At 50.3% G+C, this 26,760-nt stretch carries 22 protein-coding genes, 3 tRNA genes and 4 rRNA genes; 12 read left to right on the plus strand and 17 right to left on the minus strand.

Annotated features, from left to right (window positions below; genetic code table 11):
* Positions 1-25: 25 nt before the first annotated feature.
* The 4 genes from SK33_RS02000 to SK33_RS02015 are packed head-to-tail and all read left to right on the plus strand — an operon-like array spanning position 26 to position 2,222.
* Positions 26-568 (plus strand): DNA topoisomerase family protein, encoded by a 543-nt coding sequence (locus SK33_RS02000; RefSeq protein ID WP_008324985.1) that lies wholly within the window; start codon positions 26-28, stop codon positions 566-568.
* Between the two features lie 4 nt (positions 569-572).
* Positions 573-1,145, plus strand: coding sequence for an L-threonylcarbamoyladenylate synthase type 1 TsaC (gene tsaC / locus SK33_RS02005; RefSeq protein ID WP_032950356.1), 573 nt, complete (start codon positions 573-575; stop codon positions 1,143-1,145).
* Position 1,146: 1 nt separating this feature from the next.
* A complete protein-coding gene (aroE, locus tag SK33_RS02010) occupies positions 1,147-1,968 on the plus strand; it encodes a shikimate dehydrogenase (RefSeq protein ID WP_048218748.1) in 822 nt (273 codons plus the stop codon).
* On the plus strand, positions 1,965-2,222 hold the full coding sequence (locus SK33_RS02015; protein WP_003031169.1) for a DUF1488 domain-containing protein: 258 nt from the start codon (positions 1,965-1,967) through the stop codon (positions 2,220-2,222). Before aroE ends, SK33_RS02015 begins: the two co-directional genes overlap by 4 nt.
* On the opposite strand, the gene SK33_RS02020 is transcribed toward SK33_RS02015, so the two are convergent.
* A complete protein-coding gene (locus tag SK33_RS02020; protein WP_003031171.1) occupies positions 2,198-2,752 on the minus strand; it encodes a gamma carbonic anhydrase family protein in 555 nt (184 codons plus the stop codon). The genes SK33_RS02015 and SK33_RS02020 overlap by 25 nt on opposite strands.
* Positions 2,753-3,223: 471 nt before the next feature.
* On the opposite strand from SK33_RS02020, the gene SK33_RS02025 reads away from it, so the two are divergent.
* The 7 genes from SK33_RS02025 to rrf (SK33_RS02055) all read left to right on the plus strand — a co-directional run bounded on the left by SK33_RS02025 (position 3,224) and on the right by rrf (SK33_RS02055) (position 8,670).
* A 16S ribosomal RNA gene (locus tag SK33_RS02025) occupies positions 3,224-4,765 on the plus strand.
* Between the two features lie 71 nt (positions 4,766-4,836).
* Positions 4,837-4,913 (plus strand) — tRNA-Ile (locus tag SK33_RS02030).
* Positions 4,914-5,021: 108 nt separating this feature from the next.
* Positions 5,022-5,097 (plus strand) — tRNA-Ala (locus SK33_RS02035).
* Between the two features lie 208 nt (positions 5,098-5,305).
* A 23S ribosomal RNA gene (locus SK33_RS02040) occupies positions 5,306-8,211 on the plus strand.
* Positions 8,212-8,310: 99 nt separating this feature from the next.
* Positions 8,311-8,426 (plus strand): 5S ribosomal RNA (gene rrf / locus SK33_RS02045).
* Positions 8,427-8,440: 14 nt separating this feature from the next.
* Positions 8,441-8,516: transfer RNA gene (locus SK33_RS02050), tRNA-Thr, on the plus strand.
* A gap of 38 nt (positions 8,517-8,554) precedes the next feature.
* A 5S ribosomal RNA gene (gene rrf, locus SK33_RS02055) occupies positions 8,555-8,670 on the plus strand.
* Together the 16S, 23S and 5S rRNA genes with 3 tRNA genes alongside form the textbook arrangement of a ribosomal RNA operon.
* A gap of 88 nt (positions 8,671-8,758) precedes the next feature.
* Here the strand turns inward: rrf (SK33_RS02055) and SK33_RS02060 are convergent.
* The 7 genes from SK33_RS02060 to SK33_RS02090 form a co-directional block, all read right to left on the minus strand.
* On the minus strand, positions 8,759-9,517 hold the full coding sequence (locus tag SK33_RS02060; protein ID WP_003025300.1) for an amino acid ABC transporter ATP-binding protein: 759 nt from the start codon (positions 9,515-9,517) through the stop codon (positions 8,759-8,761).
* Positions 9,518-9,524: 7 nt separating this feature from the next.
* Positions 9,525-10,628 (minus strand): amino acid ABC transporter permease, encoded by a 1,104-nt coding sequence (locus tag SK33_RS02065; RefSeq protein ID WP_003025299.1) that lies wholly within the window; start codon positions 10,626-10,628, stop codon positions 9,525-9,527.
* A 9-nt stretch (positions 10,629-10,637) separates the two neighbouring features.
* Positions 10,638-11,819: an amino acid ABC transporter permease gene (locus SK33_RS02070; protein WP_048218746.1), complete on the minus strand. Its 1,182-nt coding sequence runs from the start codon at positions 11,817-11,819 to the stop codon at positions 10,638-10,640.
* Between the two features lie 69 nt (positions 11,820-11,888).
* The gene (locus SK33_RS02075; protein ID WP_003025295.1) at positions 11,889-12,914 is read right to left on the minus strand and encodes an amino acid ABC transporter substrate-binding protein; all 1,026 of its coding nucleotides are present in this window, start codon (positions 12,912-12,914) and stop codon (positions 11,889-11,891) included.
* A gap of 460 nt (positions 12,915-13,374) precedes the next feature.
* Complete coding sequence (locus SK33_RS02080; protein ID WP_003025292.1) at positions 13,375-13,596, minus strand: lipoprotein; 222 nt, start codon at positions 13,594-13,596, stop codon at positions 13,375-13,377.
* A gap of 270 nt (positions 13,597-13,866) precedes the next feature.
* Positions 13,867-16,980 (minus strand): efflux RND transporter permease subunit, encoded by a 3,114-nt coding sequence (locus tag SK33_RS02085; protein WP_032950345.1) that lies wholly within the window; start codon positions 16,978-16,980, stop codon positions 13,867-13,869.
* A gap of 11 nt (positions 16,981-16,991) precedes the next feature.
* Positions 16,992-18,152, minus strand: coding sequence for an efflux RND transporter periplasmic adaptor subunit (locus SK33_RS02090; RefSeq protein ID WP_048218744.1), 1,161 nt, complete (start codon positions 18,150-18,152; stop codon positions 16,992-16,994).
* A 419-nt stretch (positions 18,153-18,571) separates the two neighbouring features.
* Between SK33_RS02090 and envR the strand changes: the two genes are divergently transcribed.
* Positions 18,572-19,228: an acrEF/envCD operon transcriptional regulator gene (gene envR, locus SK33_RS02095; RefSeq protein WP_003025283.1), complete on the plus strand. Its 657-nt coding sequence runs from the start codon at positions 18,572-18,574 to the stop codon at positions 19,226-19,228.
* Positions 19,229-19,273: 45 nt separating this feature from the next.
* On the opposite strand, the gene SK33_RS02100 is transcribed toward envR, so the two are convergent.
* The 9 genes from SK33_RS02100 to accB form a co-directional block, all read right to left on the minus strand.
* Positions 19,274-19,438, minus strand: a complete 165-nt coding sequence (locus SK33_RS02100) for a DUF2556 family protein (RefSeq protein WP_048218743.1) — start codon at positions 19,436-19,438, stop codon at positions 19,274-19,276.
* An 82-nt stretch (positions 19,439-19,520) separates the two neighbouring features.
* Positions 19,521-20,405: an adenine-specific DNA-methyltransferase gene (gene yhdJ / locus SK33_RS02105; protein ID WP_003844806.1), complete on the minus strand. Its 885-nt coding sequence runs from the start codon at positions 20,403-20,405 to the stop codon at positions 19,521-19,523.
* Between the two features lie 88 nt (positions 20,406-20,493).
* Positions 20,494-20,790 carry a DNA-binding transcriptional regulator Fis gene (gene fis, locus SK33_RS02110; protein ID WP_000462905.1) on the minus strand — a complete coding sequence of 99 codons (297 nt, stop codon included), beginning with the start codon at positions 20,788-20,790 and terminating at the stop codon, positions 20,494-20,496.
* Positions 20,791-20,815: 25 nt separating this feature from the next.
* Positions 20,816-21,781, minus strand: coding sequence for a tRNA dihydrouridine synthase DusB (gene dusB, locus SK33_RS02115; protein WP_003025224.1), 966 nt, complete (start codon positions 21,779-21,781; stop codon positions 20,816-20,818).
* A gap of 360 nt (positions 21,782-22,141) precedes the next feature.
* Complete coding sequence (gene prmA / locus SK33_RS02120) at positions 22,142-23,023, minus strand: 50S ribosomal protein L11 methyltransferase (RefSeq protein ID WP_048218741.1); 882 nt, start codon at positions 23,021-23,023, stop codon at positions 22,142-22,144.
* An 11-nt stretch (positions 23,024-23,034) separates the two neighbouring features.
* A complete protein-coding gene (gene panF, locus SK33_RS02125; RefSeq protein WP_048218739.1) occupies positions 23,035-24,486 on the minus strand; it encodes a sodium/pantothenate symporter in 1,452 nt (483 codons plus the stop codon).
* Positions 24,476-24,718 (minus strand): YhdT family protein, encoded by a 243-nt coding sequence (locus SK33_RS02130; protein WP_003025216.1) that lies wholly within the window; start codon positions 24,716-24,718, stop codon positions 24,476-24,478. Before SK33_RS02130 ends, panF begins: the two co-directional genes overlap by 11 nt.
* 107 nt (positions 24,719-24,825) lie before the next feature.
* Positions 24,826-26,175, minus strand: a complete 1,350-nt coding sequence (gene accC, locus SK33_RS02135) for an acetyl-CoA carboxylase biotin carboxylase subunit (RefSeq protein WP_003025213.1) — start codon at positions 26,173-26,175, stop codon at positions 24,826-24,828.
* Between the two features lie 10 nt (positions 26,176-26,185).
* Positions 26,186-26,656, minus strand: coding sequence for an acetyl-CoA carboxylase biotin carboxyl carrier protein (gene accB / locus SK33_RS02140; RefSeq protein ID WP_003025210.1), 471 nt, complete (start codon positions 26,654-26,656; stop codon positions 26,186-26,188).
* Between the last annotated feature and the right edge of the window lie 104 nt (positions 26,657-26,760).

The following is a 26,760-nucleotide window of genomic DNA, read 5'->3' on the forward strand; positions in this document are numbered from 1 at the left end:
CAATCTTCATTCAGTATGAGTTGTTATGGCTAAATCAGCACTGTTCACGGTGCGTAAAAATGAGCCCTGCCCACAATGCGGGGCTGAATTGGTTATTCGTTCCGGGAAACACGGTCCGTTTCTCGGTTGTTCACACTATCCAGAATGCGATTATATCCGTCCGCTGAAATCTCCCGCGGACGGGCATATTGTCAAAGTTCTGGAGGGTAAGCTTTGTCCTGCATGTGGCGCTGAGCTGGTGCTGAGACAGGGACGATTCGGTATGTTCATTGGATGCAGTGACTATCCTGCGTGCGATCACACCGAGCTCATCGACAAGCCTGATGAAACAGCAATAGTCTGTCCTCAATGCCAGACTGGTCATCTTGTCCAGCGGCGTTCCCGTTATGGCAAAACCTTCTACTCCTGCGATCGCTATCCGGAGTGCCAGTTTGTCATTAACTTCAAACCGTTATCCGGAGAATGTCCTGAGTGTCATTATCCGCTTCTCATCGAAAAGAAAACCGCACAGGGTGTGAAGCATTTCTGTGCCAGTAAACAATGTGGAAAGCCGATTTCGGCGGAATAAAAAAGTGAATAATAACCTGCCCACAGACGCTATCGCTGCGGCGATAGCGGTTCTGAAACAAGAAAAAGTCATCGCCTATCCAACTGAAGCTGTTTTCGGTGTCGGTTGCGATCCCGACAGCGAAACGGCTGTTACCCGTCTGTTAGAGTTAAAACAACGCCCAGTTGATAAAGGTTTAATTTTGATTGCGGCAAGCTTTGACCAGCTTAAACCCTATATCGACGATAGCATGCTCACCGAGGCCCAACGTGAGGCTGTGTTCGCCCGCTGGCCTGGGCCTGTTACTTTCGTTTTCCCGGCGCCCGCGACTACGCCTCGTTGGTTGACCGGTCGTTTTGACTCGCTGGCCGTGCGTGTCACCGATCATCCGCTGGTGGTTGCATTGTGCCAGACTTATGGCAAACCATTGGTCTCTACCAGTGCTAATCTGAGTGGCTTACCGCCTTGCAGAACGGTTGAGGAAGTCCGTGCGCAGTTTGGTACAGACTTTCCTGTGGTTGAGGGGGAGACCGGAGGCCGTTTGAATCCTTCGGAGATCCGTGATGCTCTGACGGGTGAACAGTTTCGACAGGGGTAATATGAAAGAAGCCTATGCTGTTTTTGGTAATCCGATAGCGCACAGTAAATCGCCCTTTATTCATCAGCAATTTGCAGAGCAGTTGAAGATTGATCATTCCTATGGGCGTGTACTGGCGCCCATCAATGATTTTGTGAATACGCTGAACGCTTTTTTTGCTGAGGGCGGGAAGGGGGCAAATGTCACTGTGCCTTTTAAAGAAGAGGCGTTTGCACGTGCTAATGAACTAACGGAGCGGGCATCGCTTGCTGGAGCAGTCAACACCTTTAAACGGCTGGAGGATGGGCGTTTACTGGGAGACAACACGGATGGTATCGGCTTATTAAGCGATCTTGAGCGTTTATCTTTCATTCATCCCGGATCGCGAGTTCTGCTGATTGGTGCGGGTGGTGCATCCCGTGGAGTTTTATTACCTCTTCTTTCTATGGATTGTGCGGTGACTATTGTTAACCGTACCGCTTCGCGCGCTGAAGAACTGGCACAAATCTTCTACCACACCGGCAGCGTGCAGGCGGTGGGAATGGACGATCTTGATAATTGCAGTTTTGATTTGATCATCAATGCCACATCCAGCGGAATGAGCGGTGAGATACCAGCTATTCCAGCATCTCTTATCCACCCTTCGGTCTATTGTTATGACATGTTTTATCAGAAAGGGAACACACCGTTTCTTTCCTGGTGTGTTTCGCATGGGGCGAAACATTATGCCGATGGCCTGGGGATGCTGGTGGGGCAGGCTGCGCATGCAGTTTTACTTTGGCATGGCGTTTTGCCACAGGTGGAGCCTGTCATAAAAAGCATGCAACAGGAATTGTCGGCATGAATCAGGCGATCCAGTTTCCCGATCGGGAAGAATGGCGCACGGATGTTAACGCCGTTGTGTTTCCGGCGATGGTTCATGGTATGCAGTTAACATGTGCCATATCTGGAGAGATTATGGCGTCCCGCTTTGGCGGCGACACGCCTGAGCAGTGGTTGGAAATATTTCAACAGCATCGCTGGGATCTGGAAGAAGAAGCTGAAGCATTGATCCAGGCCCAGCAGGAAGATGCTCAAGGTTGGGTGTGGTTACTCTGACTTAAATACTCGTCTTTCCACTTAACATAGTTGTTAGCTGAATATTGTAAGCCTGCTTTCTCTTCATCGCTTAATGGACGGATTTGCTTAACCGGGCTTCCCAGGTACAGATATCCGCTTTCCAGGCGTTTGTTTTGTGGAACCAGGCTACCAGCCCCAATCATAACGTCGTCTTCTACGACTACGCCATCCAGCAGAATCGATCCCATGCCGACTAATACACGGTTGCCAATGATACAGCCGTGTAGCATGACTTTATGACCAACCGTAACGTCCTCACCCACGATCAGTGGATTACCTTGCGGATTAGACGTGGATTTATGCGTGACATGGAGAACGCTGCCGTCCTGGATGTTTGTACGGGCACCAATTTGTACATAGTTAACGTCGCCACGAATGGCAACCAGTGGCCAAATTCCGACATCATCAGCTAAACGAGCATCACCAATGACGACACTACTGGTGTCGATCATCACGCGATTTCCGATCTGTGGGAAAAGATCCTTATAAGGACGCAGTACATCAGACATGTTTACCTCAACGAAAATAGAGCAGTAATGAAGACTTTGGTTGGATTATTGAGACTGTGCAAGTGGTTTAGCTATCAAAAATCAGTCAAATTGCGCAGGAATGTAGCGAAAGGAGTGAAAAACAAGCATTCAGAAAAAAAGATCCAAAAAATACTTGTGCTAAAAAATGGGATCCCTATAATGCGCCTCCATCGACACGGCGGATGTGAATCACTTCACGCAAACAGCCGGTTCGGTTGAAGAGAAAAACCTGAAAATGAGGGTTGACTCTGAAAGAGGAAAGCGTAATATACGCCACCTCGCGACAGAGCGCTAAAGCGCGTCGCAACTGCTCTTTAACAATTTATCAGACAATCTGTGTGGGCACTCGAAGATACGGATTCTTAACGTCGCAAGACGAAAAATGAATACCAAGTCTCTGAGTGAACATACGTAATTCATTACGAAGTTTAATTCACGAGCATCAAACTTAAATTGAAGAGTTTGATCATGGCTCAGATTGAACGCTGGCGGCAGGCCTAACACATGCAAGTCGAACGGTAGCACAGAGGAGCTTGCTCCTTGGGTGACGAGTGGCGGACGGGTGAGTAATGTCTGGGAAACTGCCCGATGGAGGGGGATAACTACTGGAAACGGTAGCTAATACCGCATAACGTCGCAAGACCAAAGAGGGGGACCTTCGGGCCTCTTGCCATCGGATGTGCCCAGATGGGATTAGCTAGTAGGTGGGGTAACGGCTCACCTAGGCGACGATCCCTAGCTGGTCTGAGAGGATGACCAGCCACACTGGAACTGAGACACGGTCCAGACTCCTACGGGAGGCAGCAGTGGGGAATATTGCACAATGGGCGCAAGCCTGATGCAGCCATGCCGCGTGTATGAAGAAGGCCTTCGGGTTGTAAAGTACTTTCAGCGAGGAGGAAGGCGTTGTGGTTAATAACCGCAACGATTGACGTTACTCGCAGAAGAAGCACCGGCTAACTCCGTGCCAGCAGCCGCGGTAATACGGAGGGTGCAAGCGTTAATCGGAATTACTGGGCGTAAAGCGCACGCAGGCGGTCTGTCAAGTCGGATGTGAAATCCCCGGGCTCAACCTGGGAACTGCATCCGAAACTGGCAGGCTAGAGTCTTGTAGAGGGGGGTAGAATTCCAGGTGTAGCGGTGAAATGCGTAGAGATCTGGAGGAATACCGGTGGCGAAGGCGGCCCCCTGGACAAAGACTGACGCTCAGGTGCGAAAGCGTGGGGAGCAAACAGGATTAGATACCCTGGTAGTCCACGCCGTAAACGATGTCGACTTGGAGGTTGTGCCCTTGAGGCGTGGCTTCCGGAGCTAACGCGTTAAGTCGACCGCCTGGGGAGTACGGCCGCAAGGTTAAAACTCAAATGAATTGACGGGGGCCCGCACAAGCGGTGGAGCATGTGGTTTAATTCGATGCAACGCGAAGAACCTTACCTACTCTTGACATCCAGAGAACTTAGCAGAGATGCTTTGGTGCCTTCGGGAACTCTGAGACAGGTGCTGCATGGCTGTCGTCAGCTCGTGTTGTGAAATGTTGGGTTAAGTCCCGCAACGAGCGCAACCCTTATCCTTTGTTGCCAGCGATTCGGTCGGGAACTCAAAGGAGACTGCCAGTGATAAACTGGAGGAAGGTGGGGATGACGTCAAGTCATCATGGCCCTTACGAGTAGGGCTACACACGTGCTACAATGGCATATACAAAGAGAAGCGACCTCGCGAGAGCAAGCGGACCTCATAAAGTATGTCGTAGTCCGGATTGGAGTCTGCAACTCGACTCCATGAAGTCGGAATCGCTAGTAATCGTGGATCAGAATGCCACGGTGAATACGTTCCCGGGCCTTGTACACACCGCCCGTCACACCATGGGAGTGGGTTGCAAAAGAAGTAGGTAGCTTAACCTTCGGGAGGGCGCTTACCACTTTGTGATTCATGACTGGGGTGAAGTCGTAACAAGGTAACCGTAGGGGAACCTGCGGTTGGATCACCTCCTTACCTTAAAGAACCGATCTTTGTAGTGCTCACACAGATTGTCTGATGAAAATTAGCAGTAAGAAAATCTCTGCAGGCTTGTAGCTCAGGTGGTTAGAGCGCACCCCTGATAAGGGTGAGGTCGGTGGTTCAAGTCCACTCAGGCCTACCAAATTCGCCTCCGTGCTGTGTTACGGCGATGCTCGCATACTTCAGTATGCTTCGCACCACCGCGCCTTGCCCGGAAACGAATTAGGGTACAGAGATTAGCATTTACGATGGGGTTATAGCTCAGCTGGGAGAGCGCCTGCCTTGCACGCAGGAGGTCTGCGGTTCGATCCCGCATAGCTCCACCATCTTTACTGCAAAAACACAAGAAAACTTCAGAGTGTACCTGAAAAGGTTCACTGCGAAGTTTTGCTCTTTAAAAATCTGGATCAAGCTGAAAATTGAAACGACACACTGTTTCATTTCTCCGTAATAAGAAATGAAAAATGGTGTGTTCGAGTCTCTCAAATTTTTGCAAGTCGATGATGAATCGAAAGAAACATCTTCGGGTTGTGAGGTTAAGCGACTAAGCGTACACGGTGGATGCCCTGGCAGTCAGAGGCGATGAAGGACGTGCTAATCTGCGATAAGCGTCGGTAAGGTGATATGAACCGTTATAACCGGCGATTTCCGAATGGGGAAACCCAGTGTGATTCGTCACACTATCATTACGTGAATACATAGCGTAATGAAGCGAACCGGGGGAACTGAAACATCTAAGTACCCCGAGGAAAAGAAATCAACCGAGATTCCCCCAGTAGCGGCGAGCGAACGGGGAGCAGCCCAGAGTCTGAATCAGCTTGTGTGTTAGTGGAACGGTCTGGAAAGTCCGACGGTACAGGGTGATAGTCCCGTACACCAAAATGCACAGGTTGTGAACTCGAAGAGTAGGGCGGGACACGTGGTATCCTGTCTGAATATGGGGGGACCATCCTCCAAGGCTAAATACTCCTGACTGACCGATAGTGAACCAGTACCGTGAGGGAAAGGCGAAAAGAACCCCGGCGAGGGGAGTGAAAAAGAACCTGAAACCGTGTACGTACAAGCAGTGGGAGCCTCTTTATGGGGTGACTGCGTACCTTTTGTATAATGGGTCAGCGACTTATATTCTGTAGCAAGGTTAACCGTATAGGGGAGCCGAAGGGAAACCGAGTCTTAACTGGGCGTTAAGTTGCAGGGTATAGACCCGAAACCCGGTGATCTAGCCATGGGCAGGTTGAAGGTTGGGTAACACTAACTGGAGGACCGAACCGACTAATGTTGAAAAATTAGCGGATGACTTGTGGCTGGGGGTGAAAGGCCAATCAAACCGGGAGATAGCTGGTTCTCCCCGAAAGCTATTTAGGTAGCGCCTCGTGAATTCATCTTCGGGGGTAGAGCACTGTTTCGGCTAGGGGGTCATCCCGACTTACCAACCCGATGCAAACTGCGAATACCGAAGAATGTTATCACGGGAGACACACGGCGGGTGCTAACGTCCGTCGTGAAGAGGGAAACAACCCAGACCGCCAGCTAAGGTCCCAAAGTCATGGTTAAGTGGGAAACGATGTGGGAAGGCACAGACAGCCAGGATGTTGGCTTAGAAGCAGCCATCATTTAAAGAAAGCGTAATAGCTCACTGGTCGAGTCGGCCTGCGCGGAAGATGTAACGGGGCTAAACCATGCACCGAAGCTGCGGCAGCGACACTATGTGTTGTTGGGTAGGGGAGCGTTCTGTAAGCCGTTGAAGGTGTACTGTGAGGTATGCTGGAGGTATCAGAAGTGCGAATGCTGACATAAGTAACGATAATGCGGGTGAAAAACCCGCACGCCGGAAGACCAAGGGTTCCTGTCCAACGTTAATCGGGGCAGGGTGAGTCGACCCCTAAGGCGAGGCCGAAAGGCGTAGTCGATGGGAAACAGGTTAATATTCCTGTACTTGGTGTTACTGCGAAGGGGGGACGGAGAAGGCTATGTTAGCCGGGCGACGGTTGTCCCGGTTTAAGCATGTAGGCGGAGGTTCCAGGTAAATCCGGTACCTTTTAACGCTGAGGTGTGATGACGAGGCACTACGGTGCTGAAGTAACAAATGCCCTGCTTCCAGGAAAAGCCTCTAAGCATCAGGTAACACGAAATCGTACCCCAAACCGACACAGGTGGTCAGGTAGAGAATACCAAGGCGCTTGAGAGAACTCGGGTGAAGGAACTAGGCAAAATGGTGCCGTAACTTCGGGAGAAGGCACGCTGATATGTAGGTGAAGTGATTTACTCATGGAGCTGAAATCAGTCGAAGATACCAGCTGGCTGCAACTGTTTATTAAAAACACAGCACTGTGCAAACACGAAAGTGGACGTATACGGTGTGACGCCTGCCCGGTGCCGGAAGGTTAATTGATGGGGTTATCCGTAAGGAGAAGCTCTTGATCGAAGCCCCGGTAAACGGCGGCCGTAACTATAACGGTCCTAAGGTAGCGAAATTCCTTGTCGGGTAAGTTCCGACCTGCACGAATGGCGTAATGATGGCCAGGCTGTCTCCACCCGAGACTCAGTGAAATTGAACTCGCTGTGAAGATGCAGTGTACCCGCGGCAAGACGGAAAGACCCCGTGAACCTTTACTATAGCTTGACACTGAACACTGGTCCTTGATGTGTAGGATAGGTGGGAGGCTTTGAAGTGTGGACGCCAGTCTGCATGGAGCCATCCTTGAAATACCACCCTTTAATGGCTGGTGTTCTAACGTGGACCCGTAATCCGGGTTGCGGACAGTGTCTGGTGGGTAGTTTGACTGGGGCGGTCTCCTCCTAAAGAGTAACGGAGGAGCACGAAGGTTAGCTAATCCTGGTCGGACATCAGGAGGTTAGTGCAAAGGCATAAGCTAGCTTGACTGCGAGAGTGACGGCTCGAGCAGGTGCGAAAGCAGGTCTTAGTGATCCGGTGGTTCTGAATGGAAGGGCCATCGCTCAACGGATAAAAGGTACTCCGGGGATAACAGGCTGATACCGCCCAAGAGTTCATATCGACGGCGGTGTTTGGCACCTCGATGTCGGCTCATCACATCCTGGGGCTGAAGTAGGTCCCAAGGGTATGGCTGTTCGCCATTTAAAGTGGTACGCGAGCTGGGTTTAGAACGTCGTGAGACAGTTCGGTCCCTATCTGCCGTGGGCGCTGGAGAATTGAGGGGGGCTGCTCCTAGTACGAGAGGACCGGAGTGGACGCATCACTGGTGTTCGGGTTGTCATGCCAATGGCATTGCCCGGTAGCTAAATGCGGAAGAGATAAGTGCTGAAAGCATCTAAGCACGAAACTTGCCCCGAGATGAGTTCTCCCTGAGACTATAAGTCTCCTGAAGGAACGTTAAAGACGATGACGTTGATAGGTCGGGTGTGTAAGCGTAGCGATACGTTGAGCTAACCGATACTAATGAACCGTGAGGCTTAACCTTACAACGCCGAAGATGTTTTGGCGAAAGACAGACATTGATTTCAGCTTGATTACAGATTACATCGACAGACCCAAAAAGTGTGTTGATAAACAGAATTTGCCTGGCGGCTGTAGCGCGGTGGTCCCACCTGACCCCATGCCGAACTCAGAAGTGAAACGCCGTAGCGCCGATGGTAGTGTGGGGTCTCCCCATGCGAGAGTAGGGAACTGCCAGGCATCAAATTTAGTGTGCTGATATGGCTCAGTTGGTAGAGCGCACCCTTGGTAAGGGTGAGGTCCCCAGTTCGACTCTGGGTATCAGCACCAGTTTTTCGGTTAAAGTTCGGCACTTAGAAAAGAATTTGTCTGGCGGCTGTAGCGCGGTGGTCCCACCTGACCCCATGCCGAACTCAGAAGTGAAACGCCGTAGCGCCGATGGTAGTGTGGGGTCTCCCCATGCGAGAGTAGGGAACTGCCAGACATCAAATAAAAGCGAAAGGCCATCCGAAAGGATGGCCTTTTTGCGTTTATACGCGGAAATAAGCCGGAACTGTATCCGGCATATGGCTTTAATGAATAACCTGCGATAAAAACGCACGAGTGCGTTCAGATTTGGGGTGAGCAAAAAACTCATCCGGTGGTGCCTGTTCCACAATCTCGCCAAGATCCATAAAGATCACCCGGTCAGCTACTGTGCGGGCAAAGCCCATTTCATGGGTTACACATAGCATGGTCATGCCCGATTGTGCCAGACCTATCATGGTATCCAGCACTTCTTTGACCATTTCAGGATCCAACGCTGATGTGGGTTCATCAAATAACATGATTTTGGGTTTCATACACAGCGAGCGTGCAATGGCCACGCGCTGTTGTTGTCCACCAGAGATTTGCCCGGGATATTTATGCGCATGTTCGGCAATGCGGACCCGCTCGAGGTAGTGCATTGCCAGTACTTCAGCCTCTTTTTTCGGCATCTTTTGCACCCAGATAGGCGCCAGTGTGCAGTTTTGTAGGACAGTTAAATGAGGAAAGAGATTAAAGTGCTGAAAGACCATGCCAACTTCTTGTCGGACGCGCTCAATATTGCGGATGTCTTCATTGAGTTCAATCCCATCCACCACAATGCGTCCTTGCTGATGCTCTTCCAGATGGTTAATACAGCGGATAGTTGTCGATTTACCCGAACCGGAAGGCCCGCATAATACGATGCGCTCTCCCTGTTTTACCTTCAGGTTGATGTTTTTCAGGACGTGAAACTGTCCGTACCATTTGTTGACGTTTTCCAGCGTAATCATCGCGTCGGTAGACGGCATTAATAATTGGCTCATAAATTCCTCAGTGCGGTGTACGCCCGGTGTTAAAACGTTTTTCCAGATGTTGGCTGTAACGCGACATACTGAAACAGAAGATCCAGTAAATCAGTGCAGCGAAAACATATCCTTCTGTCGACATACCCAGCCACGCAGGGTCCACAGTTGCTTGCTGCACGCTACTGAAGAGATCAAACAGACCGATGATAATGACCAGACTGGTATCCTTGAACAGGGCGATAATCGTGTTAACCAGGCCAGGGATAACCAGCTTGAGGGCTTGCGGAAGAATGACCAGCCCCTGAGTTTTCCAGTATCCTAACGCCAGTGATTCAGCGGCTTCATACTGACCTTTTGGTAGGGCTTGTAACCCTCCGCGAACCACTTCTGCGACATAGGCCGACTGGAAAAGAATAACGCCGACCAGGGCCCGGATAAGCTTGTCGATACTGGTTCCTTCGGACATAAACAGAGGAAGCATGACCGAGGACATAAACAGAACGGTAATCAACGGCACACCGCGCCAGAACTCAATGAAAATGACGGATAAAACCCGCACGACTGGCATATGGGAACGACGTCCCAGCGCCAGTAAAATGCCCCATGGAAGCGCGCCTGCAATCCCCACGGATGCGATAATTAGCGTCAGTGTTAATCCACCCCACTGCCGGGTTTCTACGCGCTCCAGCCCGAAAAAACCCCCGTACATCAGCCACCAAACCACCACTGGATAAACGACGGCCCAGACAGCGATATAGCGGCCACGATGCGGGATTGTTTTCAAGAACATGGGAACGATAGACAGTAAACCAATTATCAGGGCCAGATTTACACGCCAGCGCTGATCGTGGGGATAAAGTCCATACATGAATTGCCCAAAGCGTTCATGAATGAACACCCAGCAGGCTCCGGCTTTGGTGCAGTCTGCTCGGGTTGAACCTACCCAGTTGGCCTGAAAGAATACCCAGTTCAACAGTGGCGGAAGAAATGACCAAATCAGCCATATGCATAGTAGGGTGAGCAGGCTATTTGACCAACTGGAGAACAGGTTTTTACGCACCCAGAGTAGGCTGCGGCTTGCCGGATTACTGCGCTGGCGTGAGGGGTGAGACAGCAGGGCTTTTGTCATCATGGCTCCTTAGCGCTCAATCAGTGCAATACGGCGGTTATAAATATTCATCAGCAAAGAAATACTCAGACTAATGATCAGGTATACCGACATGGTGATGGCGATCGTTTCAATGGCTTGCCCTGTTTGATTGAGTACCGTGCCGGCAAACAGTGAAACCATGTCCGGATAGCCAATGGCGGCCGCAAGAGAAGAATTCTTGACGATATTCAGGTACTGGCTGGTCAGTGGGGGAATGATGACGCGTAGCGCCTGTGGGATGATTACCTGGCGTAGCGTCACCGGATTTGGCAGACCCAGCGAGCGTGCGGCTTCATGTTGGCCATAAGGAACGGCCTGAATTCCCGCCCGAATAATTTCTGCAATAAATGCCGAGGTGTACACCGAAAGCGCCAGAGTCAGTGCCGCCAGTTCGGGAATAAGCACCATACCGCCACGGAAGTTAAAACCACGAAGCGCGGGAATGTCCCAGTGAAGCGCAGCGCCAAACATCCACTGTGAAATCACCGGTAAAAGTATGATCAACGCCAGAACCGTGGGCCAGGTCCGACGTAGTTGGCCGGTTTTGGTTTGATGCATTCTGTTGAAGCGAAATAATCCGATGGTGACGACAATAGCGATAACGACAGTGGTGCAAAAGGCAAAAAAACCTTCTCCCATTTGCGGGGCTGGTATATAGAGCCCCCGGTTACTCAGGAACATCAAATCCAGTGCGTTAACAGCCTGGCGTGGGCCGGGCAGGTTACGTAATACAGCGAAATACCAGAAGAAGATCTGCAGCAACGGCGGTATATTGCGGAACGTTTCGATGTAGATCGTCGAGAGTTTTCGCAATAACCAGTTATCTGACAGGCGTGCCAGTCCGAGAAAGAAACCGAGAATTGATGCGAAAACAATACACAATGCAGAAACTAATAGTGTATTGAGCAGGCCGACCACAAAGACACGACCATACGTATCGCCTTGCTCGTAATCAATAAGATGCTGGACAATACCAAATCCGGCACTGCGATCGAGAAAAGAAAACCCCGAGGTAATACCGCTATTGTTCAGGTTATTTATCGTGTTATGAATGAGATAGACCGCAATGCTGATAACCGCAATGACGGCGAGTATTTGAAATAACCAGGCGCGGACCGCAGGGTTAGAAAAGGATAACGATCCTTTTACGGTTGAGCGGCGATGGAACATAAGAAAACCTCAGTAACTATGACTCTGGGCTGAGCGCCGCAGTTGCGGCGCCCGTTACATCACTACGCATTAGCGCACCGGTGGCGCATATTGGATGCCACCGTTATTCCAGAGGTTGTTCTGTCCACGTTTGATCTTCAGCGGACTTTCCGATCCTACGTTACGTTCAAAGATCTCCGAATAGTTACCAACCTGCTTGATAATGTTGTAGGCCCATTTGTTATCAAGCTTCAGATCCTTGCCATAATCCCCTTCTTTACCCAACAAGTGAGCCATATCCGGAGTTGCTGGATTAGCCGCTTTTTCATCGACGTTTTTCGAGTTAACACCCATTTCTTCCGCATTCAGCATGGCGAACAGCGTCCAGCGAACAATGGAGAACCACTCATCGTCCCCACGACGTACGACAGGTCCCAGCGGTTCTTTAGAAATAACTTCTGGCAGGACGATCCACTCCGCAGGATTGCTCAGCTTGATGCGTAGGGCATACAACTGAGACTGGTCGGAAGCCAGCGTATCGCAACGTCCAGATTCCAGAGCTTTGGCTGATTCATCCGAGCGGTCAAAGGTGACGGGGGTGTACTTCATATTGTTGGCTTTAAAGTAGTCGGCCACGTTCAGTTCGGTATCGGTTCCCGCCTGAATACAGACCGTTGCGCCATCCAGCTCTTTAGCGCTCTTCAGACCTGCTTTATTGTGGGTAAGAAAACCAATGCCGTCATAATACGTTACGCCAGTGAAGGACATACCCATACCGGCATCACGAGAGGAGGTCCACGTGGTATTACGAGAGAGCATGTCGACTTCACCAGACTGTAATGCAGTAAAGCGTTCCTTGGCGGTGAGCGGGGTATATTTTACTTTGCTATCATCGCCAAATACGGCGGAGGCAACGCCACGACATACATCAACATCAATACCCGAGAACTTGCCGCTTGCATCGGCATAAGAAAAGCCAGGCAAGCCGTCGCTGATCCCACATTGCACAAACCCTTTTTTCTTTACGGCATCAAGTGTTGCGCCGGCATGCGCCTGATTTGCAACAGCAAGCAGCACGCCGGCCGCAGCCAGGCTGGCGATTATCATCTTTTTCATAGAGCATCCTGTGTGGAGGAATTATTGTTATGGAAACGTTCTGAAAACGTCTTTTACCTGTCTGTGGCTTTGGCCATACTCTTTTAAGCAAAGGTAGTGCCAGTTTTTTGCGCCTGATTATTCGACGCAATATGCAGAGTGTAGACAGGAAAAAATAAATGCAGCGCCCTGAAGTGGTGCAAAATTGAAACGTAAGCCACATTTCAGCGCAAAAAATTTAAAAATCAGACAGGACGCGTGATAACGATTTCTGGCGTTAATATTAATGGCGTGAGAATAATGAAAAGAAACTGTGGTGTAACGAAAAACAGAAAAAATGCTAATTTTAAATCGTGGATGTGTGAGGGAAATCTATAATAATTTTATTATATGTCAGTCGCTATTAAGCAACGTTTTGTCTTATATGTAGATTTTATGCTTAGTGCTCAAAGCGCGGTAATAACCGCGCTTTTGAGATGATTTATTTGGTCAGGGCGACAATCCCAAGTGTCAGTCCGGCAACGGCTGCAGCACCACCGGCGATGGCTCCGGCTGTTTCCCAGTTATCCTGGGTAGTGCCTTTCATACAGGTATTGGTATGAACCAGGCGCCCCTGATCGTCGTATACAGGTACGCAAGGAGAATCGTGTGCACAGCCAGCCAGGAATGCGGTAAGCAATGCAACGGATATTAATCTTTTCATGGTGTTACCTCAAAATAAGCGTTTCGCTAATTAAGCAAAGACAAACGCTAAGCCATCTGCGAACTCGGTGATTATTTTACCACTTCTTAAAAAAGGACTGACATGAGGAATAATCTCAATTCATGTGGATTGTAAAAATAATGGATAAAAAGAAAGGTCGTAGGCGAGTTTAGAGGGATAGTTTAAATGAAATAAATGGCTATCTTACTAATAAATAAAGAGGAGCATCGTAGGTAAAAAAGGCGTCCGTAGACGCCTTTATTTTACAAATTAATCGTTGTGCCGACTAAAACGCCGTCTCACGACAACAAAGAAGACGGGGACGAAGAAGATAGCCAACAATGTTGCGGTCAGCATTCCTCCCATAACACCTGTACCGACCGCATTCTGTGCACCACTACCTGCTCCGTGACTGATAACCAGAGGCATAACCCCCAGAATAAAGGCCAGGGATGTCATCAGGATAGGACGAAGACGCATACGCGATGCCTCCAGCGTCGCTTCAATCAACCCCTTGCCTTCTTTATCCATCAGGTCTTTGGCAAACTCGACGATCAGGATGGCGTTCTTAGCCGAGAGGCCGATAGTGGTTAGTAAGCCAACCTGGAAATACACATCGTTATTCATCCCGCGCAGTGATGCTGCTAACAATGCGCCTACAACACCGAGCGGTACAACCAGCATCACCGAGAAAGGAATAGACCAGCTTTCATACAATGCGGCAAGGCAAAGGAATACTACGATTAACGAGATGGCATACAGCGCAGGCGCCTGGTTACCCGACAGCCTTTCCTGATAAGACATACCCGTCCAGTCATGACCAATACCATTCGGCAGTTTTTCCGCCAGACTTTCCATCAGCGCCATTGCTTCACCAGTGCTTCGCCCTGGTGCCGCTTCGCCCAGTATTTCCATGGATGGCATACCGTTGTAACGTTCCAGTCGCGGTGAACCATAAATCCAATGTGATGCACTGAACGCAGAGAACGGAACCATTTCGCCATTGGAGCTGCGGATATACAGATTATTGATGTCCGCTGGCAGCATGCGGTATTTTGCATCCCCCTGAACGTACACTTTTTTCACACGACCGCGGTCAATAAAGTCATTGACGTAATAGCCGCCCAGTGATGCGGAGATAGTTTCGTTGATATCCGACAGCGATACCCCCAGTGCCTGTGCTTTCTCCTGATCAACATCCAGCTTAAACTGCGGAGTATCTTCCAGTCCGTTAGGACGAACGCGAACCAACAGATCGGGGTGTTTAGCCACCATTCCCAGTAGTTGGTTACGCGCTTGCGTCAACGCCGTATGCCCCAGACCGCCCTGATCGATCAGCTCAAAATCGAAGCCGGTTGCGGTACCCAGTTCAACAATAGCGGGCATATTGAAGGGGAAGACTAACCCATCGCGGATCTGGCTGAACGCGCGTGTGGCGCGTGCAATGACCGCTTCAACACTATTTTCCTCGCCGCTACGTTCATCCCAGGGTTTGAGGCTAACGAATGCCAGACCTGAGTTTTGCCCCTGACCGCTGAAGCTAAAACCGTTAACCGTGAAGACGCTTTCGACGTTAGCTTTCTCATTGGTCAGGTAGTACTGAGTAACCTGATCCAGTACTTTCTGGGTGCGCTCTTGCGTAGCTCCTGCCGGAAGTTGAATCATTGTCATAAACACACCCTGATCCTCCTCTGGCAGGAAGGAGGTCGGCAGGCGCATAAACAGAACCGCCATTCCGATCACGATGATCAGATAGACGACAAGGTAACGTCCGGTTTTACGCACAATACCGCTGACGCTATTGGTATAGTGATTGACGCTGTGATCGAATTTGGCATTAAACCAGCCAAAGAAACCGCTTTTTTTCTCGTGATGCTCAGCCGATACCGGCTTCAACAGCGTTGCACAAAGCGCAGGAGTCAGGATCAGCGCTACCAGTACAGAAAGCGCCATGGCGGAAACGATGGTAATGGAGAACTGCCGATAGATAGCCCCAGTTGAACCGCCAAAGAAGGCCATCGGGATAAATACCGCAGACAGCACCATGGCAATACCAACCAATGCCCCCTGTATTTGTGACATGGACTTTTCCGTCGCCTCTTTGGGCGGCAGATTATCTTCCATCATCACGCGTTCCACGTTTTCCACCACCACTATCGCATCATCGACCAATAGACCGATGGCGAGCACCATGCCGAACATCGTCAGGGTGTTTATCGAGTAGCCAAACGCGGCAAGTACGGCGAATGTGCCCAACAATACGACGGGGACAGCGATGGTTGGAATGAGCGTTGCCCGGATGTTTTGCAGGAACAAATACATGACCAGGAACACCAGCACAATCGCTTCAAACAGCGTTTTTACCACTTCATGAATGGAGATGGTCACAAACGGCGTCGTGTCGTACGGGTAGACCACCTTCATTCCCTGCGGGAAGAATGGTTGCAGTTCAACCAGCTTGGCTTTGATGGCGTTAGCGGTATCCAGCGCGTTTGCCCCGGTTGCCAGCTTGATTCCAAGGCCGGATGCAGGCTTACCGTTAATACGCGCCACGACGTTGTAGTTTTCCCCACCCAACTCGATGCGCGCGACGTCTTTCAGGTGAACAACCGAACCATCGCTGTTCACGCGTAAAGTCACTTTTCCGAACTCTTCAGGGTCTTTCAGTCGCGTTTGCGCAATGATAGAGGCGTTCAACTGCTGGTTAGGTAATGCAGGCGTCCCCCCTAACTGACCTGCGGCAATCTGATCGTTCTGTACCTTCAACTGATTGATCACATCAACCGGCGTGAGCTGATATTTGTTCAATAAATTTGCATCCAGCCAGATGCGCATGGCGTACTGTGCACCAAACAGCTGCACGTCACCCACGCCATTCAGACGGCTGATTGAGTCTTTAACGTTCGAAGCGACGTAGTCGGAAATGTCATCCTGTGTGGTTTGTGGGTTGTCAGAAACAAAACCCGCGACCATCAAAAAGCTGCTACTCGATTTCTCGACGCTGATCCCTTGCTGCTGAACTTCTTGCGGCAGTAACGGAGTGGCGAGCTGCAGTTTATTTTGCACCTGTACTTGCGCGATATCGGGATCGGTACCGGACTGGAAGGTCAGCGTAATAGTCACACTCCCGGCTGAGTCGCTGGTGGAGGACATATACATCAGGTTATCGATACCATTCATATTCTGTTCGATAACCTGTGTGACTGTATCCTGAACCGTCTGCGCATCTGCACCAGGATAGGTGGCAGAAATGGCGACCGCAGGAGGCGCAATGGTCGGGTACTGTGCCACGGGCAGTTGCATGATTGCCAGAGCACCCGCCATCATCAGAATGATAGCCAGTACCCAGGCAAAGATAGGACGCCTGATAAAAAAGTTAGCCATGTCCGGTTACCTTATTGGGCTTTCGTGGCAGGAGTTTCGGTATCGGCGGTTGCTTTAACCTGAACGCCTGGACGTGCTTTCTGTAAGCCGCTCACGATAACTTTGTCACCCGGTTGCAGTCCTTCGCTGATAAGCCATTTGTCGCCAATGGCTTGTGCGGCAACGACTGCGCGAGACTCAACCTGACTCTTGTCATTGACGACCATTACGGTGGCATCGCCGCGAGGCGTACGCGTTACCCCCTGCTGCGGAACGAGAATGGCATTTGGCTGAACACCTTCATCAATGCGTGCGCGCACAAACATGCCCGGCAACAGCGTATGCTGTGGGTTAGGGAACACGGCTCTGAGGGTGATTGATCCGGTGCTTTCATCAACCGTCACATCAGAAAACTGCAAAGAGCCTTTTAGCGGGTATGACTGACCATTTTCCATCACCAGTTCGACTGTACTGCTGGCGCTGTCTTTATGCAGACTCCCTTGTTCAACAGACTGTTTGAGGCGCATAAAGTCGTTACTGGACTGTGTTACGTCGATGTAAATGGGATCGAGCTGTTGAACGGTAGCAAGCTCTGTAGCCTGGCCATTCGTGACTAATGCGCCTTCGGTGACGTTAGATTTACCGATGCGTCCGCTAATCGGCGATGTCACTTTTGTGTAGGCCAGATTGATACGCGCGCCTTCGACCGCCGCTTTTGCCGCGATCACGGAGGCATCGGCCTGACGAGCATCAGCAATTGCCTGATCGTACTCTTGCTGGCTGATGTACTTGGTGCCAACCAATGGCACATAGCGTTTTACCGTTAAATGCGCGATTGCAGCAGCCGCTTCACTCTTCGCCAGTTCACCTTTGGCGCTGTCATAGTCGGCCTGGTAAGTCGCGGGATCGATCTGATAAAGCGACTGTCCGGCTTCAATATCGCTTCCCTCAGTGAAATTCCGTTTAAGCACTATCCCGCTGACCTGGGGACGGACTTCTGCAATTCGGAATGCCGTTGTGCGCCCGGGTAATTCGGTCGTTACGGCTAAAGGAGCCTTTTCGACGACATGGACAGTCACCTGCGGTTCTGCGGGATGAGCTTGTGTTTCTCCCTGATCGTTACAACCGGCGAGTAATGCAGCGGAGACGATGATGAATGAGGGCAGGAGTGAAAACCTGGCATTTTTCGTCATTTTAATTCCTTAAAAAACCGAACGCTCGTTATTAACCGGGTAACGCAGGGGCGATAACGCGCACAAGAGAAAATAATAGTTGGCTATCCTACAAATTATTAGCTAGCGATGTAAGTAATACTTATTTATGGGGGCGATTCACGGCACGTAAAAGCAAAAAGAGATTAATCGACTGTTGTTTTATTGAGGTGTTAATAGCAATGCTATGATGCGTATAAACACAAATTGAAATAAGCATTTGGTTTATGAATGTATTTATTGTTGGTATTTGTTTTATTTATTTGTGTGCAAAGTCAGTAATAATATTTTTTAGGGCTCGTTTAAATAAATGCTAAGTGATACATTTATTGCGTTTAGCAAATATTAGATAAGAAAGTTAATCATTCTCTACCTTACCCTTACCTCAGACAGCTGAAACCATGGCCAGAAAAACGAAAGCTGATGCCCTCAAAACGCGGCAGCACCTGATAGAAACAGCGATTGTACAGTTTGCCGCACGTGGCGTAAGCAATACGACGCTAAACGACATTGCAGATGCCGCCAGTGTGACGCGGGGGGCGCTGTATTGGCATTTTGAAAACAAGACGCAATTGTTTAATGAACTATGGTTACAACAACCGCCATTGCGCGATCTTATTCAGGACCAGCTTATTGGCCGTTGGGGAGATAATCCTTTACAGCGACTGCGTGAAAAGTTAGTTGTGGGTTTGCAATATATTGCGCAGAATCCTCGCCAGCAGGCATTAATGCAGATTTTATATCATAAATGTGAATTCCATAACGATATGATATCGGAACAGGCTATTCGTGAAAAAATTGGTATCAATCATCTGGGTATGCGCATTGCCTTGCAGAAATGTATGGATGACGGACTTATCGCAACCAGCCTTGATTTAGACGTTATAATAATTATTCTTCATGGGAGTTTTAGTGGCATTGTTAAAAACTGGCTCATTAATCCAATGAGTTATGATCTTTATAAACAAGCGCCAGTATTAGTTGATAATGTATTAAAAATGTTAAGCCCAGATGGTAGCGTAAGGCAATTAGCGCAGAGTGAGAGTCAGGTGGGGTAGTTTTAGCCGCCAGGCCTGACGGCTGCTGAAGTGGGGTTGGTGGCGCTATTCGAGGTCGACGCAGTTGACCAGCTTAAGGGGATTCACTGAGTTCATATTCCGGCACTTATCGTGCTCTGTTGTCATCAGCTCTATCCATTGGATGAGCAGCGCATCAAAAAGAAAAACGAATACTGCAAAAACAACCAGCCACCAATACTTGTGAATCATTACCAAACCCTGTGTATTCATGCCCAAGCGTGCAGGGAATATACACGAAATCTGTAACCTGAAAAGCAGACTTACAATGCCTTTACTTTGTTGAAAGATCGCCGCTCTTTGCCGTCAATCGACTCTTTTTAGACAGGTTTTTTGTCTTACGTTTTTTCACCTTGGCAAGCTCAATTTCTGAAAAATGAGAACCGATACTCAGTCTTCTGAGCCCCATTTTTACGTATTCAACATTGATCTCAATCCCGACAAACTTGCGACCCAATTCCACGGCGGTGGCACCGGTGGTGAAGCTGCCGGCAAACGGATCCAGTACCCTGTCATCTGGGTTCGAGGATGCAAGAATTATACGCTCCAGGAGGGCTTTGGGTTTCTGGGTGGGGTGGTTTTCGTATTCGTCCATCAGATAGCGAACGCGTGGGAACTCCCAGACATTTCCCGGCACTTTTTTCTGATTGTATGGCTGCGGCGGGTTTTTTCTGTAGTCTATTAGCGCGCGTTGAGCCCCGGTTTTGGCTTCAACCAGAATATCGTCACGATTAAATGTGTAGTTTTTCTGATCTTTTACCATCATCAGGATCGGTTCATACATCGAACCAAAGTAATTTTTGGCCTGTACCCCTGAGCTATCGTATGACCACACGATGCGGCTCTTGATAGTAAAGAGCTGGCGGCATTTGAGGTCAATATACGGCATGTTCTCCGTACTGTTCATGATGTACATGGTGCCGTGCGGTTTGAGAATGCGATGGCACTCGTCGATGCACTCAAACAACCACGCCAGAAAGGCTTCCTCATCCCAGGACTCCACCATCCCGTCAAAATCTTTACCGATGTTATAAGGTGGATCAGCAAAAATGAGATCGACGCTTTCAGAAGGCAGCTTTTTCAGTTCGGTCAGTGCATCACCCAGGATTATCTTTTTAGATTCATCGCCAAAATAGACAGGTTCACATCTTGCGTTCATCGCCAAAGCCTCCCGTGTGAAGTTAATAAAAAAGGCGCTTCCCCATGCCGAGTAGCGCCTTTTAAAACAAACATTTAACTGATTAGTATCAGTTCATGCCGTATTTTTTCAGTTTTTTACGCAGCGTACCACGGTTGATGCCCATCATCAGGGCAGCACGGGTCTGGTTACCGCGGGTGTATTGCATCACCATGTCCAACAGGGGCTGTTCTACTTCAGCCAGTACCAGCTCATAGAGATCGTTAACATCCTGACCATTCAATTGAGCAAAATAGTTCTTCAGTGCCTGTTTAACCGAGTCACGCAGGGGCTTTTGAGTTACCTGGTCCTGAGAGTTAACGGTAGAAACGGTCAGTACGTCAGAATTTACGCGTTGTTCGAACATAGTTCTGTCAGCTCTTTATTTCTGTTTACGCAAAATTTTCGAAGTATGCCTCCAACGCCGCCAGCTGTTCGCTGGAATCTTCAATGGCGTTGAATGTGCGCCGAAACTGGTCATCCGGAGCGTGTTCCTGGAGATACCAGGATACGTGTTTACGCGCAATTCGGTACCCTTTTGCCTGACCATAAAAGTCGTGCAGTTCCCGAACGTGCGCACAAAGCAAGCGCTTCACCTCTGCCAGAGGCAGCGGGGGCAGCAGCTCCCCAGTGTCCAGATAATGCTGGATTTCCCGAAAGATCCAGGGTCTTCCCTGAGCTGCACGTCCTATCATCAGGGCATCCGCCCCCGTATAGTCGAGTACAGCTCTGGCTTTATGCGGGTCAGTAATGTCGCCATTCGCGATAATCGGAATGGAAACTTTCTGCTTAACTGCCCGAATACTGTCGTACTCAGCATCTCCATTGAACAAACAGGCGCGGGTGCGTCCATGAATGGTCAGAGCCTGAATGCCACAATCTTCAGCCAGTTGGGCAATCTCTACGCAGTTACGGTGTTCCGGAGCCCAGCCGGTGCGAATCTTGAGTGTGACAGGAACGTCCACTGCATTGACGACCTCGGTTAGTATCGACTTCACTAAATCCGGGTACTGCAAGAGGGCTGAACCTGCGAGCTTGCGATTCACTTTTTTAGCCGGACACCCCATATTGATATCAATAATCTGGGCGCCGCTTTCCACGTTAATACGTGCGGCATCGGCCATCTCAACAGGGTCGCTACCGGCAATTTGCACCGTGCGAATTCCTGGCTCATCAACGTGCACCATCCGTAAACGAGACTTGTCACTTTCCCAAACCTGCGGGTTAGAAGACATCATCTCGGATACCGTCAATCCTGCTCCCATCTCATAGCACAGCGTCCTGAATGGTCTGTCAGTGATGCCAGCCATAGGTGCTGCGATCAGGCGATTTCTGAGCTGATATTGTCCGATGCGCATGAGTTAAGAAATGACCATACTGTGACTGCAAGGCGGCGTATATTACGCATTTTTCGCACGAGATGAAAGGCCAAACTTTGACCAATCCACTGAGGTGGATCAATGAATTGCTGACTAAGTACGCAGTTTCAAATTAAAAGCTTTAATAATCATTTAGATACGTGGTTGTGCTAATTTATCATCTGTTTATAAATTCCGAAAACTTCTCTTTTTTTATTGCGGTCAGGCTCAGAACATCAGAATAAAAAGCTGTTTTTATGAACAAACAGTGACGTTGTAATGCGATCTCGCTCTCATTTCCGCAAATCATTTTGCGAAAACGAAAGCGAGTTTGGGTTTAGCGATAGTAACGCGTGACGATTATTTTTTCTGGCCGGTAATTCGACACCACTCTTCTTTCTCGATAACTGGATCGAGCGTAAAGAGATCGGCATAGGCCTCACAGACGCTTTCCGCCTGGCTGGCAAGAATGCCAGAAAGGCCCAGTAAACCGCCCTCAACGGGCAGTACGCTGATTAACGGCGCCAGTTCACGTAATGGGCCAGCAAGGATGTTGGCGACCACCACGTCGGCTTTCATCGCTTGTGGCTGGTCTTTCGGTAGATAAAGCTCCAGACGCTCAGAAACACCATTACGCTGGGCGTTATCACGGCTGGCCTGAATCGCTTGCGGATCGATATCCACGCCAATGGCTTTCGCCGCACCTAGCTTCAGTGCTGCAATGGCGAGAATACCGGAGCCGCAGCCAAAGTCGATAACCGTTTTACCGTTAAGATCGAGACCGTCCAGCCATTGCAGGCACAGGGAAGTGGTGGGGTGCGTGCCTGTACCAAACGCCAGACCCGGGTCCAGCATCACGTTGACAGCATTCTCATCCGGGACATCGCGCCAGCTCGGGCAAATCCACAGACGCTCGCCAAAGCGCATCGGATGGAAATTATCCATCCATTCGCGTTCCCAGTCTTTGTCTTCAAGCTGTTCGATTTTATGTGCGAAGCCTTCACCCAACAGCGGATGCTGCTCCAGGATGGCAACGACTTCTTTCATGTCGGTTTCTGCATCGAACAAGCCGATAACGTCGGTATCACCCCACAGGCGAGTCTCGCCCGGCAGAGGCTCAAATACCGGCGTATCATGCGTATCCTGGAAAGTAATAGAAACGGAGCCCGCTTCCATCAACGCATCGCTTAACTCTTCAGCGTTGGCACCGGTCGTGTTCAGTTTTAGTTGGATCCATGGCATGGCAAAACTCTTTATTTATCAGTAGTCAATATGGCGGCTTGCGGAACGGTGGAACCGAAACGGTTGCCGATCAGGAAAGCCAGCAAGCTAATCAGTAACGAAGGCACAATTGGATGGAAGCCCAGGTACTGAACGTTAAAGGTCGCTAGTACGGCATAAAGCACGCCGCCGACAATCATCGCGCTCAATGCGCCAGCCGCGTTTGCTCGCTCCCAGTACAGGCCCAGCACCAGCGGCCACAGGAAGACGGCTTCCAGCCCGCCAAACGCCAGCAGGTTAAGCCAGATAATCATCTCAGGCGGTTTCCATGCTGCCAGCAGCAGTAACGCGCCGAGCAGCAGGGTAATCACGGCTGACATGCGCTTCAGCCGGGTTTCGTTTTCCAGCTGTTCCGGGCGAAGGTTCAGGTACAGATCCTTAATGATCGTAGCGGAACTTTGCAGCAATTGGGCATTGATCGTCGACATGATCGCAGCCATTGGGGCCGCGAGGAAAATCCCGGCAGCGACCGGCGGCAAGACTTTGACCATCAGCGTAGGGATAACCAGATCTGGTACCGTCAGGTCAGGGATTACCGCCCGTCCCAGAGCACCCGCCAGATGCATACCAAACATCAGGATCGCCACTACTATGGTGCCGATGATAATGCCGCGGTGTACCGCTTTACTGTCTTTATAAGAGATGCAGCGTACCGCCGTATGCGGCAGGCCAATCACGCCAAAGCATACCAGCACCCAGAATGAGGTCATAAACGTGGGTGACAAAATGTCATCAGCGCCCTGCGGCGAGACCAGTTTAGGATCGATAGTCTGCAGGGTTACCACCGCATTGCTAAGGCCACCGGCAGCATGGACGACGCCGACCAGCAAAACGATAGTTCCAATCAGCATCACCATACCCTGCATGGTATCGTTCAGTACACTGGCGCGAAATCCGCCGAACGCCGTATACAATGCGATACTGACGCCAAAAATCAGCAATCCAGTTTCGTAAGGAATGCCCGCTGCGGTTTCAAGCAGACGTGCGCCGCCAATAAACTGTACGGTCATTGCTCCGACAAACGCGACCAGCAGGCTGAGACTCGCCAGCCACACCAGCAGGCGGCTCTGGTAGCGCGCAAACAGCATATCGTTGAGGGTAACAGCATTATAACGACGCGCCAGAATCGCGAATTTCTTACCAAGAATCCCCAATGAGAGCCAGACGGCAGGCAACTGGATCATCGCCAGCAGCACCCATCCCAGTCCGTATTTGTAAGCAGCGCCAGGACCGCCAATAAACGAGCTGGCGCTAATGTAGGTTGCCGTTAGCGTCATCGCTAACACGACCCCGCCCATGGAACGGCTGCCAAGGAAATATTCATTCAGGAAGGTACCGGTCACTCTCTTACGCATGGCGTAAACAGAAAGACCGAAGACCACCAGAAGATAGGCGACCAGCGGTAAAATAACTTCAAGCTGCATCGTCATCCTCCAACGAAATGTCGCGATAGATAAACTTCACCATCGCCCAGCACAGCACGATGAAAACCAGCGGCGTTAGCAGGCAGGCCATTTCGAACCAGTGCGGTAAGCCGGTAAAACCCAGCGTTGAATCAGGTAAGTAAGCGGTCACTAACCATGTAACCAGATATAAAAGGGTTAGCCACAGCGCCCAGCGCGCCTCTTTATGGGCCTGAACAAAACGAGCGTCCATTTTTTGTCCCTTGTGGATAAAGAAAGCGGGGATTGTACCTTATGGCACGTGCGGGAGGGGAGAAAAACAAAAGGCCGGAATTTCCGGCCTTTTTGGTTAACGCACGCTTACTTTTCCTGAAGTCCGAGCTTTTTCTCCAGATAGTGGATATTGGTTCCACCGTGCTGGAAGTGCTCGTCATTCATGATACGGATCTGCAGGTCAACGTTGGTTTTGATACCGTCGATGATCAGTTCCTGCAAGGCGTTTTTCATACGGGCGATAGCGACGTCGCGGTTTTCGCCATAGCAGATCAGCTTACCGATCATTGAGTCATAGTACGGAGGTACGGTGTAGCCTGCGTAAATATGAGACTCCCAACGCACACCAAAACCACCCGGCGCGTGGAAACGCGTGATTTTACCCGGGCTTGGCAGGAAGGTGTTCGGGTCTTCGGCATTGATACGGCATTCTACCGCATGGCCTTTAACCACAACTTCGTCCTGCTTGATGGACAGCGGTTGACCCGCTGCGATGCGCAGTTGCTCTTTGATCAGGTCAACGCCGGTGATCATTTCGGTTACCGGGTGTTCAACCTGAATACGGGTGTTCATCTCAATGAAGTAGAACTCGCCGTTTTCGAACAGGAACTCGAAAGTACCCGCCCCGCGATAGCCGATATCAACACAGGCTTTGGCGCAACGCTCACCGATGTAGCGACGCAGTTCCGGAGTAATGCCCGGTGCTGGTGCTTCTTCGACAACTTTCTGGTGACGACGCTGCATGGAGCAGTCACGCTCTGCCAGATAAATTGCGTTACCCTGACCGTCTGCCAGCACCTGAATCTCGATGTGGCGTGGGTTTTCCAGGTACTTCTCCATGTAAACCATGTCGTTGTTGAAAGCCGCTTTCGCTTCCGCTTTGGTCATGGAGATGGATTGTGCCAGTTCGGCATCGCTGCGCACGACGCGCATACCGCGACCGCCGCCGCCGCCGGAGGCTTTGATGATAACCGGATAACCGATGCGTTTAGCATGAGCGCGGTTAGCGTCCATGTCATCACCCAGCGGGCCGTCAGAGCCTGGGACTGTTGGTACACCTGCTTTCTTCATCGCGGTGATTGCGGACACTTTGTCACCCATCAGGCGGATGGTGTCGGCTTTCGGGCCGATGAAGATAAAGCCGGAACGTTCTACCTGTTCAGCAAAGTTGGCGTTCTCAGAGAGGAAGCCATAACCCGGGTGAATTGCCACCGCGCCGGTGATTTCAGCAGCGCTAATGATAGCCGGGATATTCAGATAGCTTTTTACGGATGCTGCCGGGCCAATACAGACCGTCTCATCCGCCAGCAATACGTGTTTTAAATCGCGATCCGCGCTTGAATGCACCGCGACAGTCTTGATGCCCAGTTCTTTACAGGCACGAAGAATACGCAAGGCAATCTCGCCGCGGTTGGCGATAACAATTTTATCCAACATGTTCGCCTCGTTATTCGATGACGACCAGCGGCTCGTCAAATTCTACCGGTTGACCGCTTTCTACCAGAATCGCTTTAACTACGCCGGATTTGTCGGCTTCGATCTGGTTCATCATTTTCATGGCTTCAACGATGCACAGGGTATCGCCCGCATTCACTTTCTGGCCGATTTCGATGAACGCTTTCGCATCCGGGCTCGGGGTGCGGTAGAACGTACCAACCATTGGGGAGCGTACGATGTGACCACTGATTTCCGCTGCTGCCGGAGCTTCCATACTTGGAGAGGCAGTTTGTGCGACAGCGTTAGACAGAGCTGGCTGCTGCATCACTGGTGCAGCATAAGCCTGTTGCATCATCGGAAAACTTGCAGCTGGCGCTGCACGGCTGATGCGTACAGATTCTTCGCCTTCAGAAATTTCCAGTTCGGAGATGCCTGATTCTTCAACCAGCTCGATCAGTTTTTTAATCTTACGAATATCCATGAGTGGGTTCCGTACTCTTTGTTTAGTGAGATTGTGACAAGCGTTTTACCGCCGTCTGTATAGCATTTTTATAACAGTGAGTGACAAGATGCCACGCATCTCAG

Origin of the sequence: Citrobacter sp. MGH103 (assembly GCF_001034475.2) — a bacterium.
Lineage (GTDB): Bacteria > Pseudomonadota > Gammaproteobacteria > Enterobacterales > Enterobacteriaceae > Citrobacter > Citrobacter freundii.